8 protein-coding genes are annotated in these 15363 nt (G+C 44.6%); 1 reads left to right on the top strand and 7 read right to left on the bottom strand.

Annotation, left to right across the window (positions count from 1 at the left end; all coding sequences use genetic code 11):
- Nucleotides 1-165 precede the first annotated feature (165 nt).
- Entirely contained in the window at nucleotides 166-1035 is an 870-nt protein-coding gene (locus tag ACIQCO_RS03360) for a processed acidic surface protein (RefSeq protein ID WP_400425957.1), read from the top strand.
- A gap of 210 nt (nucleotides 1036-1245) precedes the next feature.
- Here ACIQCO_RS03360 and ACIQCO_RS03365 read toward each other — a convergent pair whose 3' ends face one another.
- From ACIQCO_RS03365 to ACIQCO_RS03395, 7 genes are all read right to left on the bottom strand, one after another.
- The gene (locus tag ACIQCO_RS03365; RefSeq protein WP_400425959.1) at nucleotides 1246-4101 is read right to left on the bottom strand and encodes a GAP1-N2 domain-containing protein; all 2856 of its coding nucleotides are present in this window, start codon (nucleotides 4099-4101) and stop codon (nucleotides 1246-1248) included.
- On the bottom strand, nucleotides 4098-5366 hold the full coding sequence (locus ACIQCO_RS03370) for a TRAFAC clade GTPase domain-containing protein (protein WP_400425961.1): 1269 nt from the start codon (nucleotides 5364-5366) through the stop codon (nucleotides 4098-4100). Before ACIQCO_RS03370 ends, ACIQCO_RS03365 begins: the two co-directional genes overlap by 4 nt.
- A gap of 11 nt (nucleotides 5367-5377) precedes the next feature.
- Nucleotides 5378-6016 carry a beta-mannanase gene (locus ACIQCO_RS03375; RefSeq protein WP_400425963.1) on the bottom strand — a complete coding sequence of 213 codons (639 nt, stop codon included), beginning with the start codon at nucleotides 6014-6016 and terminating at the stop codon, nucleotides 5378-5380.
- A gap of 36 nt (nucleotides 6017-6052) precedes the next feature.
- A complete protein-coding gene (locus ACIQCO_RS03380; RefSeq protein WP_400425965.1) occupies nucleotides 6053-7327 on the bottom strand; it encodes a vWA domain-containing protein in 1275 nt (424 codons plus the stop codon).
- Nucleotides 7328-7340: 13 nt separating this feature from the next.
- A complete protein-coding gene (locus ACIQCO_RS03385; protein ID WP_400425967.1) occupies nucleotides 7341-9701 on the bottom strand; it encodes a hypothetical protein in 2361 nt (786 codons plus the stop codon).
- 366 nt (nucleotides 9702-10067) lie between these two features.
- Nucleotides 10068-13460, bottom strand: coding sequence for a tubulin-like doman-containing protein (locus tag ACIQCO_RS03390; RefSeq protein WP_400425969.1), 3393 nt, complete (start codon nucleotides 13458-13460; stop codon nucleotides 10068-10070).
- Nucleotides 13461-13538: 78 nt separating this feature from the next.
- Complete coding sequence (locus ACIQCO_RS03395; RefSeq protein WP_400425971.1) at nucleotides 13539-15314, bottom strand: VWA domain-containing protein; 1776 nt, start codon at nucleotides 15312-15314, stop codon at nucleotides 13539-13541.
- Nucleotides 15315-15363 lie beyond the last annotated feature (49 nt).

The raw sequence follows: 15363 nt of genomic DNA on the forward strand, positions 1-15363 counted from the left end.
CTCCTTTTTATTATGTTTATTTTTCGGCAAGTTCATTCAAAAAAAGTATTAACTAAAATCGCCTGATGCCACCATATTTGGTAATGATTTTTCCTTTTTTTATTTTTCCTATAGGGAAGATTATCAAAAGGGTCCTAGAGGATTCTAGATAAAGGGGGCTTACATGTGAATTACCAAAAATCAATATTTGCTTGTATACTTACCTTGCTACTGATGGCCAATGTTCCTGTAGCAAATGCAGCACCACCCCAGAATGAACTAAACCAATACTTGACGAAAATCGGCTGGACAAAGCAGCAATTAGTGGAGTACCTAGATTATTACGAAATTCCATTAGATTCGTTTGATACTGTAGCGGAACTTGAGGATTTCTTGGGGACGCCAATAAATCCTACAAACTTACAGGAGTTATTAACCAAATACAATCTGTCGCAAAAGGAACTAAATGATCTTTTGGATCAATTTGGTGATTCATTAGCTGACTATAAATTTATTGAGGATTTAGATAATTCCCTTGCCTTTTATACGAACCACGACGAAAACTTTGGTGATATTAGCGGTCAATTAGCCCAATTTGGGATCACGGAGGAAGAATTACAGAAATTCTTTAATTACTTAGCCCAGGTTGAGGAAAACAAAAAAGATCAACTTGATCAAATGCAATCGCTGGATTATCGGATTGAACAATTTTTAGAAACCTCGGATCCAACAGAGCTTACTGATGAACAAATACAAGAATTGGCCGATATCTTTAACGATATCTTGAACGTATATGAAATTCAGGTAAAATTTAAATTAAATAACAAGGAGATCACCTTTAAGGACTTGCTCACCTTGAAAGAACCACCTGGAAATTTATATACATCCATTACCAGTAAATCAGGCGAACCATTACTTGATTTTACGATTCCAGCCGAATTCTTCCAAGGGATAATGGATGGATGGGAAGAATTAATTCATATTGGTGAACTGGCAAACGAATTTGTCGATTTCTTACATGATGAAAAATATGATGAGCTTCAACGGTATAAATAAAAGAAAACTCGCCAAAAAAATTAACGGGTCACTTTAGAGATACTAACAGTCAAAACACAGTCTAAAACACATTGAAATTCACATATGAAATATAGGAGGGTTTCATGCCCGAAAGGTGGAAAACGAGTGCAAAAGGGATGACTTTAATTCAGAGGGGCCGATTGTAGTAAAAAGGCGATGGATTTTTCCATCGCCTTTCATGTTCCAGCTTTATTGGTTGTTTTTTTGCTTTTCAAATGTTTTGCTTGCGCTTGAGTATTCGTGGACTATATCTTGACCATCGATTGGTAGAATAAGTTTTTTGTCAATGAGCTTTACATCCTGTTGTCCTTTAACCGTATAAATCGGTTTGAGGATAGCCGGCTCTTGCTTTAGCCCATCGGTATTAATGGAATAAACCCAGACATATGTTTCCGAGGTTCTATTGCTAGCCGCCATGACTACTTCCGGGATTTCATCGCCTGTTAAATCATATTCAGCTGCAGAAAATGAAAACCCCTCTATTAACATCCCATTTTGATCAAATGGGCTGGGATTGAAATCTGAGCCTAAATCCATTGGCCATGAATGGTCAGTACTATCAATCAAAAATAGACTTTGCGCACCACTTGGTTGAACTTGTCCGTATATTTTCTTTACTTGGCTTCCTTTAATGGCGATATCAAAAGACTTACCATCCACACCTACAATCGCCTTGGTAAATCCCGCCAAAGAAATCGGAAGGTCTTCTTTCCTATCATCAACAGGTGGCTTCATATTATCCGTTGCGGTCTCGATGGTTTTCGGTGCTGGTTTGTCCTTACCAAAAAAATAATCTAGTCCAAACCAAGCCCCGCCGCCGACGCCGCCAAGGATGACAAGGGCCAACCCCAATTTCAAGCCATTCCTTTTCAGAAATTTTACCAACGGGCTGGCCGTTTCGGTTTCAACATCCTTTAGTAATTTTTGCAGGCTGTAGTTTTTGATATCCTTCAGCTCATTGCGCAGCGCTCTATTTTTCCAAATCGATTTTGGATGCGTGATTAAATATTTTCTTAGTGACCGTTTATAGCTCGGGTCAGATTCAACCAGTCTTGCATTCCCGCGAATAAAGGCAAGCATCATCTTTTCATTACTATGCTTTACCAGGTGTTCGAATAACCCTTGATAATCAAACCCGTCATATTCCGAGCCAAAGGCAATCAACAGCAGGGGAATTTGTTCAGGAGCAGGATTATTTCGTAATATCCGCAACAGGACATCGCGCAGCTGTTCGCGCTCTACGACAGTTAACAATCTTAAATTGATCAAATCGGCTTGCGACGGGCTGCTGATGAGCTGATACAGGACATTGGCAACCTGATAGTTACTCTTAACCTTCGCATCTTTTATGTCGATTACATTTAATTTTTTCGGAAAAATTGTCCCAAATGACAGAATGTCCTCTGTTGAAATGTCCCGTAAACGAATCGAACGCAACAGGGCCATCTTAACATTGGCAAGCAATTTATTCTTAAATTCCGCAAACGGAGCACTTTGTTGCTCGATTTTAAAATCGTTCACGGCCAGCACCGCCTTAAAGGGCTTCTTTTCATTGCTGATCGCGGAGATGGCCTTTTTAATTGCCGTCGTTTTAAATTTCTCGATACTCAAAAGATAGGGTGAGCCCAGCATTATTTTCAGTTCGTTAAGGATGTCTCCAATGCGGACAAGCGGTTTAAAACGTTTATCAAGATACAGCTCAAGGAGGACGTCATAATCTGGATGCTCATTAATATACATCAATAACGCCTCATGGCAGAGCTTGTCCTGTTCAATCGCTTTCCATAATTTATCGAACAACGGATCATGTTGATAGTACTCAAGCGTATCAAGGATGAAGGTGAGCGCCTCATCGCAGCGCAAGGATTTGTTGATGGCAATGACCGCACCGATGTAATCGAGCACTGACCCGGGATCTGCCGCTAATTTCTCCTCCGCTAACAGCTGTAAAAATAGCTGAACCAACTCTGGTTTCGCTTCAATTTTAGCCTGGAAAAATTTCAGCAAACTATGTAAAAAGCCAATTTTATTCTTCTGATATAAAGAGAGATCGCCATAGTTTAGCGTTAAATAAATAGCCGTTAGCTGGTAATAGCTTGCTAATTCCAGTTTCTGCTCAATGCCCAAGCCTGATAACGCCATCTCTGAGAACACAAGAAACTCATCAATTCGCTTCGATTCAGAGAAATGATGGAGGGCAAAGTCCAAATACTCGTGCTCCTGGCCATCGATCTCAACCCCGGAAATACGGCCGCCGCCGGCAAAATCGAAAATAAACTGCTTTTCAATTGAACGATCGGCGACATTTAACGTGCCCGGCTCATAAAACATTACATGCAGATAATTCTTCCCTGCCGGCTCACTCGAAAAAGTCAGCGCCCCTAATTTCCTCCGGTGGGCATACGGTAAATACAGATAGATCAGCTCTAGTAACTGCAAGGCATATTTCGAATATTCCTCCACTGGCACGCCAAGCGAAATGAATACCTTTTTCTTCCCGGCAATCGACGACATCACCGCGAACAATAGCTGCTTAAAATGCACTTCAGTAATTCCTAACACATCAAGAAGGGTATTTTTCACGGAAAGAATATCCATCCCGCCATGGTCAACAGTCTCCCGTTCCGCCAGAACCTTTCCTAATCCGACATCATAGGAGGTTTTAAAGTCATTCAGTTGAAAAATCATATCAGGATGCTTGATCCAGTCATCCTTCATTCCTTCCGGAATAATATAATTATGCGTGAAGAAGGTGCTCCGCTGGCCAGTGAAATCGGCGGGCACGAACACGGACTGACCGATAACAAGCTCACCGGTTTCCGGCTGAAAAATCGTCACGGCCTCCGGATAGAGGGAAGCATCCTTTTCACCGCGCTCGGTTAATGTTTTGGGTGCATGATACATACAAAAAGGATGCAGATACTTCTTCACCAACGCTTTATCAAGCCCTTCGGAAATCGCAATCGTGTCGTAGCCGTCGGTCGCGTGGAAAATCCCGCCCCGTTCCCGGGTATATATCTGTTGTTGAATGAACTTTTCGGTCACTGCTCATTTCTCCCTTCAATATACCCCAGCTTATAAAGCAGCCAGATAAACGGTTCATCGACACGGATCGGACTAATAATACCGCTGACCTCCTGGTCGACCGGGTTGCTTCCAAGGGCGGATACCGCAAAATAGGATGTATCCTTAAAATAAACATCAAGGGCATTCACAAATGGAATATCGACCTTTTGCAGGAAGCGTCTGATTTCGCCGTTGATATTTTCATATTCATCGAGATTCAGAAAGCCCCGATGGGTGACATTATGAAAAACATTGCTGTTATTGCGGATATATTCACCATCTTCGTGTTTTAGGGCATTTAAGAGATCGCTCTTCGTTAACACGACGGCGGTTGGGATATCGGTCTTACTATTTTCAAGATGGGCAATGAAATCGCCAAACAGCGAAATCACGACCTCGCGCGGTTCATCGGCTAAGCCAACAATCTTCCCGGGATTTTCACCCAATTGATGGATCAACTTTTCACGGATGGCGCGAATCTGCATCGGATCAACGAGGAAGAGAATGCCCGCTGAATTTTTGATATGGGCCGCATGAAGCTTGATGTATTCCTTGTCGGTCATTCCCTCGCCAGCGACATCGAAAAATACGAGTGTCAGCGGCGCCTGGTCCTCATCCTTAAAGACAAATTGAAAAATAAACGGCTCCTGGCGGTTCGTTGTTTCCGTCGATTTAAGTAATTTCCCATTTTCAAAAAGCGGAATCTCGTACTCCCGGCGGAATCGCTTACTGATTTCATTATCGAGCGGAATACAAGCCGCATCGAAATTGTTCGCGGTCACATGCTGCAGCGTATGAATCAGCGACGTCATGTAAACCGATTTTCCAACGCTTGTAGCGCCAACAATCGAGACAATATTGCTTGGATGCTTGCCCGCGGTTACCGGAAGGTCGTTATGACAGGCCGGGCATAAGCGGTTCCTAGTCACGACCGTATATTTATCGGAGACACCCATAAGAACACGGTCAGAATAAATTTTATTCTCCTCGGGAATCAGTGATGGATAAATAATCGCCTCAAGTTCATCAATTGGAGCGAGCCCAAATTTCTCCCGATAATTGTTTAGTAGTTCATCTTCCTGAAGCGCAAGGGCCTCATCATCGTCACGATGGTGGGCCGCCCGAAAGACGACGTCTTCATGATGAAATTTTGAAAAACAGTACGGACAGACAATATCGTAAAATGGCAATCTTTCTTTCGGCGGTTGTTTTTTTTCAAAGATTCGTTTAAGTAATGCAAACATGTATGGTCCCCCTATTCAGGTATCAGCTCGAAATACTGCGCTGATGTCCTTCCGTTGCTAAAAAAGATGCGAATAAACTCATTTTTGTCGATTTCAATTTCCGGCGCCACCGTTTTCCCTGAGGGGAAGCCGCGCACAAACGGGTAGACCGTCCCGTCATCAATCGAGCTTGGAACGCCGCCAGTTTTTTTCACATATACGAGCAGTTCTTTATCAAGCTCAAGCTCAGACATGATCGAAATTTTTACCTTTTTCCGAGACTGAAAGAGTTTATTTTTATAGGTGATGGAAAAATAAATCTTCGCTTTCGAGCCTGATATATAAATAAGATTATCGTCGTTCTCCTGCCTGTAAATGACCAGCTGGCCGTCCCGCTTCTGGCAGGGGAAGATGCGAAAGGCAGTACGGCCGACGCCATCGATTCTGCCATGATACCCCTGGTTCGCTTTATATTCCTCGCGCGTGTAGAGCGTCAAATCCTGTTCTCTGATTTCGCTGATTGTTCGGAGGCCATCGGCCGGAGCTTTGTAAATATAAACAAAGTCAATCTCGTTGGACCAAAACCAGGTGAGATGAACCTCAGAATCACGGACGGCCTTGCGTAAGTCTCTTATTTCCTGGACAGGGGAAGTAATGGGTTCCCAGTTCACCGAATATCACCTCCAACTCTTTAAAACGTAAGCGTGTTAAAATCCTTTGTTATACTGATTTCTTTTCGAGGACGCATCACGAACGGAAACATCCGACCCGCCGGAATGTCGCCCCGGACGTCCGGCAAATTTCTCGCGAATCGGGATGATCATCGTCCCGAGGGCAGTCAGCGCAGTTAATAATATCGCCGCTGCCATGCGGTAAGAGAATCCTGACATCAGGCTGTCCTGCAAACCAAGCTCAAGCACAAGCCCGGCCAATAGTCCGGAAATCAAGCCAGTGATTCCATAGCTTTTTGCGAGATAACGGTTGTCAAAGACGATTCCGAGCGCGAGACCGAACAGTCCGCCGATTAACGTCATCAACACAACACGGAGCACAGCAAGATAGAGGCTGTCTTTAAACAAGCCGTGCCGTTCTGTGACGAGCAGACGGTCCTGGTTTTCTAAATAAATTTTTTCAAACACATTTGTTAACTCATCGGCTTTTTTGACATCATAGAACGAACCGCCCGTACGCGATGCAATCAATTTGAGGAGCTGAGCGCCGCCGCGGTCAATTTGGCTCATCCCAATCGTATTGATGATGATGCCCTTGCTTTGATAGGGCTTGGCAACCGCATCGAGGTCGAGCTCACTGTAGCCGTCAGAAAAAAGAATCACCATTGATTTCCGGCCTGACTGTTGATTGTCGTCAATCTCGTGAATGGCCGTGTCCAAGGCATGGCCAATATCAGTGCCCCCGCTGTATTCCAAATGATTGATTTGGTCGATGGCATCTGTCCGTTCTTGTTGATCACCAATGCTAAACATCGATTTTGTTGTAGAAGCTTTCTCATTAAAAGAAATAATCGAGGCACGATGCGTCGGCTCCATATTGGCAATCAGCTTACCAGCAGCCTTCAGGCTTTCGCGGCCAGGGTCGGTTTCATTCATACTGTCAGAAATATCCATGACCATGACAATGTCGTCCGGCGGTTTAACATTTGAGAAATTAAGAGAATATAAGAATTGAAAAATAAGTCCGGCACCAAACAGCATCACAAGTGTCGACGGAACTAGAAACTTCCAAGAAAGGCCTGAGTATTCTAGGCGCCAGCTCCGGCCGTTAATGACCGGGCTGATGATTTCTGCCAGTAGAACAAGCAGGCCGGCAATAAAGGCCAGCTGGCCAAAATAGGCCCCCATTAACAGGATATTGGGCCAGACGCCGTAATAGGAATCCAATAACCATTCGCCAATCACAGCGCCGATAAATCCGGCAATAATACTAAAAATAAAAAAGAGGAAACTAAACTTTCGAACCGGCATCTTCACAATCTCCTTAAGAAATAGAGTTGGTTTTCACGGATTCCGCATGGAACTGATAACCATTTTCGCAGTAGGCTTTGTAGTAACGTTGACCGTTACGGTGGTACATTAAGTCTTTTAGCTGGAAGCCTCCCATCAGCGCCAGCTTTTCAATGCCGCTTGATTTTTTCTCATGGGCGCAGCCCGCCTTGAACTGCCTTGTTTCCTGTTCCTTTTCTAAGGCGAACTTCATGAATTTGCTGTAAAAATCGCCAAAGAAGTACCTTTCCTCATAGCGGTGTTCTTGTGTATAGTTATAAACTTCAATATGAATCGCCGAATTTTCTTGCAGGCGCGCATGCAATTGCTTGAACAAGTCCTCTTTGGAAAGAACATCCCGGTTGTCATAGCGCGTCATAACATTGGCCCGCTCTAACAGCTCATCTTCAAAGCTGCGGTGGAATTCATCCTGCGTTAACACATTGCGATTGCACAGGAGCAGGACTCTTTCTAACAAGGCAGCTGTGCCGTTTTCGAGCAAGGAAAGCAGGTTTCCGAAGAAGCGCTCATCCATCAGAAAATTAGGCCCCCGTTTTTCCTTCAGCTTTTTGGTTATCGCGCTAATAATCTCGCCATAGTATTCGGCAATATTTTGATCCAAATAATCATCGGCATCATAAAGACTCTCAAGCGCCGCTTGCTTCAGACAGGATTGAACCTCGTCAATAATCGTCATTTTCTTCCGGATATAGAGGTGTCTCGCTTCTAACACCTCTAGGTATTGCGTTAAGATTGCTTGCTTTACCTTCAGCTTGAGAATTTCGTATTTTGTCCCGTAAACCGTATCGAAAAAGTAGTCTAAAAAGCTGTTTAGGTTTTTCTTATCGGCAAAAGGGAGGTAGCTCTTTTTGAAATCACAGCTGTCAACCATTTGCTGGTAGAGCTGTCCGAGCTCCGCTTCTGCTGTTAAGCGGTCGTTTTTTGTGCTTCGGAGCAGTTTTTGGATTTCAGCGATGACGCTCACCTCAGACGAGAAAGAATCCGGGGCGGTCCATAGATAGGCACAATATAAGCCGTATTTTTCATGATTGATCACATTGTCAGCGAGGCTGCGTTCGATATGCTCTTTTAAGTTCAGTGATTGTAAATTATCATGAACAGCGTCTTCAAAGTTAACGGTGAAGAAGGCTTCCGTACCGCCTTCATACAAAAATTCTTCCGCTTCCTTAACCGACATTCTTTTGACGGTTTGATAGGAATGGGAGACCGCCATTAAGCTATTCATGTCTGCTAGTTTTTCATCAGACGGCAAATAGGTTTGAAAGTATTTTTGAAAAGATGCCTCGGATAAACCGAATAGGCTGAGTACTTTTTCAACCGGTTCCGCACTGGAAGCTTTTAAAGATGTAAGCACTTCAGTGAAAAAATGACTTGCCGCTTGAAGGGCAATCGCCTTGTTGGGGCGGTTCACCTTCGCAAAGCCCGCGGACGCATAAACCGGTTCCGCTGAATTCCCCCTGATGCCTCTTTTGAAATCCTGATGATTATAGCTGTCCATCTTTTCATGGTAGTCGGTAATCATTTTCCGGTTTTTTAAGAGATTAAGATTGCTGATAATCTCATAGTTTTGCCGTCCGGCATCACTTGAAATTAACCCATCTTCATTTTTGTCGCTTAATACATAGACCAGGTCAAAGAGTGGGGAAGGAGGGTGACTAACCGGCAGCTTCAGGTAATCCTCTGTCAGCTGAATGTCCTTTTCAAAGCTGTATTCATCGGCTTGATAGCCATCTAATTCGTTGAAAAAACTAATCCCGAGCGACGCGGACAGGGCAAAATTATCGCCATCTTGCTTCTCCTTGATCAATCCATATAAATCGACCTCAACAAGTCGAAACGACTCCTTTAGAATACTTTTCAATAGCAGCGTAAATTCCTGGATCAGGATATTGGCAGGGTCGTCGACGGCCGTCACGACGCAAACATTTACTTTTTGCAAGGAGGAATAAACCTTGCCGTATTCTGCGACCTTTGACGACAGCTTCCGAAAGCTTTTATTTAGTTCAATCAACAAATCTTCATCACGGTAAAAGGCATCGTAAATGCCCTTGCGTTTGTATTTACGGTCAAGTCCATGGCCAGGGATCTGAATGGATAACAGGTTATCCCTCGTAATGGTGTCTGTTTGATGGGCGTGAAAATATAAGACACCCGAGCTGTTATGCCATTTCTCTTCATTAATCGTCATGACCGACTGGAGTGCATCCTTAACAGAATCACCCAAAAATAAAAAGACAATCGGATGGTTGACACTGCGCTGCTCATTTTCTTCAAGTGTCATTTTCTCAAGCTGGTTAGCATAGGTGTTGGCATACTGTTGTAGAAGTTCTCGCAAGCTGTTCCCCCCCAAGCTGGGTATGATAAGATGGCAGGCCACAGCAAATCCCGCATGTGGCCTAAATAGTTGCTTATATAATAGAAAATTGGCCAGACGACAGTTGGAGGCCGCCAAACGACAGTTGGCGCCAGCCACGCGACAGTTGAGCACCGCTAAACGACAGTTGGCGCCAGCCACGCGACAGTTGAGCACCGCCAAACGACAGTTGGCGCCAGCCACGCGACAGTTGAGCACCGCTAAACGACAGTTGCGCGCGGCCAACGACAGTTGAGCACCGCCAAACGACAGTTGACGGCAGCTTCGCGACAGTTGAGCGCCGCTAACCGACAGTTGGTGTCACCCACCCGCCATATTGACTAGCAATTACGATTTCAACTGCCGTAGCATTTCATTAACCTTTATCATCATTTCTTTATAGAAGCTGTACAATTCTTCACCGTTGACAAGGTCCTTGTAGTCGTAATCAAGGGCTTCTTTTTCCTTTTGATAGGCTGCCGCCATTTCCTCTAATGCCGCAGTCAGCTCTGCCGCGCTTTCTTGACTAATTAAGTCATTGCTGCGCCGCTCTGATTTCTTTTCAAGCTGGTCCATCTGTTTCGGACTTAGCGCTCTAAAGGCTTGAAAAATCTCGAAATCAACAAACTTCGTTGTCTTCATTAAGTTAACAAACGGTTCCCACGCATCTTCCTCAACCTCTTTATCGTAGACGTAAAGGGCGCCGCGTTTGCGGATGGTTTTAGTGTAAACGGCCTGGATGAACTGATTTAGCGATGCTTCTTTTTCATTTTGTGAGGCAATAAATTGCTCAATCTCAGCGATTTTTTCACGAATCTCGCTGTACTTTCTAACTTCCAATTTCACCTTTTCAATCAGCTTCGGCGAACGGATGAAGTTTTCCTTTGCCATCTCCAAGTTCGTACTGCCGAAAATATCACTGGCACCAGCGGATTCGATAGCGCCGGCCATCATTTCTTTCAGCTGGCGGTGGACCTGCTTCAAATTCCCAAGACTCGCTTTGTCTAGCTGTTTTGCATCCACTTCATGCGCCGCAAATAACTGCTCTAGGTTTACATCTTTTGTAAACCTGCACGAGAAGCGTGCACTCGTGTTTTGATCGGAAGTCTTCTCGCTAATCGTACCGAACTCCACAGCTTGATCAAACATGGCGCGGATCCTGGCATTGTACGCTTTGACGCGCTGGTTTTCGTACGTATCTCCCCATGATTTTTCTGGAATCGGTGAAGGGAGGTAGGCCCAGTTTTCCTTATCCGTTTGGACAAGATGGCGGCCGACGCCTTCTTTTTCTAAAATCGTTTTTTCATACGAATTTTCGTAAATTGGCAGCGGCGAGTAGGCGAACAACGGAATCCCGTTTTTCGTGTTCAACCAGAAAATTCGGTTCTTTAGTTCACTTTCTTTCACAGTAAAATGAGATTGGCTGATCGAATGCTTCTGGAAATTCTTGATTCCTGCTAATATCTTCGGTGCCTTCACGGGAACGGAGACAAATCCCCACTCAGGGAAGTGAAGCTGGCCGGTGCTGTTAGCAAGATGGAACACCGGCAGGGCATCACGGTCAAGCCTTGCTGCAATTTTCTCTTCAATAATCCTGTCAATTGGCTCCTCTTCGCCATATTTGAGCCTTAAGAAGTCTTCCATCGACTTGGTAATCAATTCACCGAACTGGTCAGTCAAAAATTCGGAAACGGTGCCGACAACATCCACATCTGATTCCTTCACCCAATAGGCTGATTTTTCAAGGAGCATTTCCGACCATTGCTGCACGAGGATTTCGCCGTCCTTGGAATCAAACATTCGCTGAATTTCGCGGGCAACATCCGGGACACTGACTAAATGCCAATAATAGGTGACATTGTCTTCCTGTCTGACTTCTTCGCCATCGACAAGAATATCGGCATTCTTTTCAAAAATACCCTTCAGCGTTTCGAGAATTTCCTTATACACTTCATAAATCTTATTATTCTGGTTATTGAGGAGCTGGTACAAATCCTCGTAGAATTCGATCATTTCCTCAATCCGCGCCTTTTCAGCTTTTGCATACACTTCATTCAGCTTTGCCTCGATATAGGCATTCTTTTTCTTCTCTTTCGAAATAAAGGCGCTTCTTGCATCCTCAAGACGGTTGAGGGCATACTCCTGTTCCCCTTGAATCGCTTTAGGCAGCCGCTCTAAGCGGTCGCGCAGGCCATCCATATATACCTGTAAGGTTTTTAATAGACAAAAGCCATCGTTTGAGTGAATCAAGCGTGATGCAAATATTGGCCCTTTTTTCGGGTGCAGGAACAAGCGCTCAATTTGGCGCCGGAATTCTTCCATGATTTCTCCAGGAAGCTGACGCTTGCATTTGCGGTACTCTTCTCTGGCCTTAACTAAAAATTCCCGCTCTAACTCTTCATCTAGATTGATGACAGACGTTTTAATCACGTTGTTGTAAGAGAAGCGGTCGCTATTTTCAAAGCCGGATAATGGTTCCGGGACCCGCTCGTTGAAACGCTGATGGACAGAATCCGGGTCAATCCGGAGCCGTTCGGTAAATTGCTCCACCTCCGCTTGGTCGGGACCAGCATCAAACATCGTGTTCATTTTTTCAAACAGCTTGTAGCCGATATAGGTCGTCATTTCTTCGAGCGGAATCTCCGCCATCGAAGCGCCGATAATGTTGTACTGATAGTTAGCGGCATATGGCTTCGGCATGACCGCAATATTGGTGCGAATATTACTGATATAGTCGTGGATAGCAAACTCTTCGCCTGATTGTTTTTCTTCACTGGCCATGAAGTTGGTGATATTTTCAGCTGTGACGTTCATGCAGTAATCATACGCATTCTCGAGCCATTTGCCTTCAAGATTCGTTCCGGAAATTAAGTGACAGAGATTAAATGGCGGCATGGGCGAATTGACCTCTAAGATGCTTCCGTATTTCATTTTGAAGCGCTCATTTCTTTCATCACAGTTCATCCAGTAATCAAGCTCTTTTAAGGCTGCATAGCCATTTTTTTCAATGTATTCGGCGGTGTGCGAGCTTAGGCCTCGTTTTGATAAATTCACATCAGGCGTGAACAGATAGCCAAGCATGCTGACCTTATCGACACCGGTTGGACCAAATTTACGCTCCATGATGCCGCGAGTGATATAGGCAATATCGAGGTAGCAGCCACTCCCGGTTCCGCCGGAAAGTCCTGTAAGGAGGAAGACGTATAAGCGCTTCCCAGTACCTTCGAGCACAGCCTCAATCTTTTTCTCAATCGTTTTGACAACTTGATTGATTTTTGTAAAAAGGAGCAGGCGACCGGCCTGACGGACACCGGAAGCGCCGCTGATTCCATCGGTAATCGACAATTCCGGTGACAACCATTCCTTAATATAGGATTCAATTGTGCTCCGATTTGAAAGCAGACTCCCGATTTCTGGGTTGGAGAGCAGAACGAATTCTTTGTTCGGGTCTAGGCCAATCCCATTGTACTTTTTGTTGCGGTCATGCTCATTCGTTTCAAATGCCAGGAACTCAATATTATTTGGTTTTTCCTTTTTCTTTTTCGATAAAGGATCCTGGGGAAGCTTAAAACGGCGGTTTACTTGATATTTCAGCCTGAGCAGGGCATCAATCCCTGTGCCGCCGAGGCCGATTACGAGCATTGGATTATCAATCGTATCAACACGGATTTTCTCCGAAATAATGCCTCCGCCTAAGGAAACATCTAATTGCTGGATATGCTCTTTGACATTTGCTTTCATGCAAAAATTCCTCCCTGATGTGTTCTTTATGAGGGGTGTCAGGCACCGCTTACCGTGCCTGACACCCAATACGTCTATTTAACTTATATACTCGATATAGACTGATTTATTAACCTTTTTTAATACGATGCGCAGGCGGTCGTTTTTCTTCACATCAAGGCCGCGCTTTGCATCAACCGCCCGGCCGCCTTTTTCAATCGTGCAGTCGGAGTTATTAACGAGCCTCAAGGTATCACCGGAAGCCGGCTTGAAGATAATTTGTTCCGTTTCCGCGAACTCCGGCGCTAGCGACAACAGCTGATGCAGGCGGAATTTGCCTTTAAAGGCTTTCAATTTCTTAAATTGCGGATTGGTGCGTTCTCCTGTATCTTCATCCTTTATTTCGATGACGATTTGCCCGCTAAAGCCGCGGTTTTTCTCTTTCATTTTCGCCAAGAGGAAGTAAACAAGGGCCGTGAGTAAGAGGGCACCGATTACACCAAGGACGACATTGAGCCAAGGGAATGGTTTATCAACCTCCGTTTGACTTGGTTTGGTCACTAGAGAAGCCGCCTGGGTCTTTTGAACAGTAATCTTTTGCGGCGGTGACTCCCGGAAAAAGCTATTGTCCTCAGCCTTGACCACGACCTCATAGTTTGCAGCATTCCCAAGCTTGAATTGGCCTGCAAAGCCCTGATCATCCGTTTGTAAGGCGAATTCCTCTGTTTTACCATTGTCGAGGTCTTTGACATACAGAGTCGCCTTCATGGATTGATAAATATCTTTGTCGCTAATCACTTTGCCGTTATCTTCAAAAAAGGCGCCAATCTTGACGGTTTCGCCAGCTTTGTAGCTCTGTTTGGCGAGCGGGGCCAGCTTCAGCTGCAAGTCATAGTTGAAGACAAGATTAATATCAATTTTATCCTTTGGAACCCCTTTGACCTTCAGTGTCCAATCGCCTTGAACAGGCTTCATCAGCTTGACCATGGAGTACGTCTTCGATTTCGACAAGAGGACTTGGTCGGATGGAATCGCCAGCTCTTTACCGGAAGGATCGATCAGCTTGACTTCAACCGGAGCGCTTGAAATTAACGAAATATTGGCTTCTAAGACATTCTCATTCGGAACATTAATTTTGATATCCTGGAATTGTCCGTTGCCAACGACTTGGTTAACAGGGACAATTTTTAACTTTAAATGGTTCGCAAAAATCTCACTGAGGATCGCCGGAAGCTTATCTGCTGAGCTTGTCTCAAAGAATTTCCCGTTCGTGCTTTTGGCGACATTTGTCAGCACATCCTTGTTGAGCTTCCCATCGGCGTTCAAGCCTATCGTATAGATGGGATATCCCTTGGCCTTCGCATTAGCAACTGCTTTGGCTAGGTCATCATCCGCCTGTTTCACCGTTTTCGGTTTCTTCGGGTCAAGTTCATTGTTGCCGTCGGCCAAGACGACAATCAGCGGAAAGTAACCTTGCTCATGGCTTGAATCCAGCACCTTGACGGCTTCCTTTACCCCGGTGGATATATCCGTATACATATATTTTTCAACTGAATCGATGAACTCTTTCAGATCGTTCTTGTCCTGTTCGGACTGGATTTTGACAAGCGCCTTTTCACGCATGACTTCATCGGAATAAGCAATGGCGCCAATCTTATCTCCTTTGAGGGAGGCCATATCAATAAACATCTTCATCGCTTCATTACTGATGTTGTTTGGGTCGCTGCTTTTCATTGAGTTACTAACATCAACTACGAGCATCCCTTCCATTCTCGATGTGGAACTTAATGGACTTGCGGCGTGTACAACTATGGAGCTTAAATTGCCGAAAAGCCAAGCGATGACTATCAAACTACTAAACCATTTTTTTAACATCTGTAAGAACCCCCACCAGCAGTTTCCTTTTTCGCGCAAAAGTAACAAG

This window comes from Neobacillus sp. NPDC093127 (assembly GCF_044754175.1).
Taxonomy (GTDB): Bacteria; Bacillota; Bacilli; order Bacillales; family Cytobacillaceae; genus Neobacillus.

What these genes read in the sequence shown, in the direction of transcription:
- ACIQCO_RS03390 (WP_400425969.1), bottom strand. Translation starts at nt 13,460, where the DNA reads ATGAAAGCAAATGTCAAAGAGCATATCCAGCAATTAGATGTTTCCTTA.
- ACIQCO_RS03380 (WP_400425965.1), bottom strand. Translation starts at nt 7,327, where the DNA reads ATGCCGGTTCGAAAGTTTAGTTTCCTCTTTTTTATTTTTAGTATTATT.
- ACIQCO_RS03370 (WP_400425961.1), bottom strand. Translation starts at nt 5,366, where the DNA reads ATGTTTGCATTACTTAAACGAATCTTTGAAAAAAAACAACCGCCGAAA.
- ACIQCO_RS03395 (WP_400425971.1), bottom strand. Translation starts at nt 15,314, where the DNA reads ATGTTAAAAAAATGGTTTAGTAGTTTGATAGTCATCGCTTGGCTTTTC.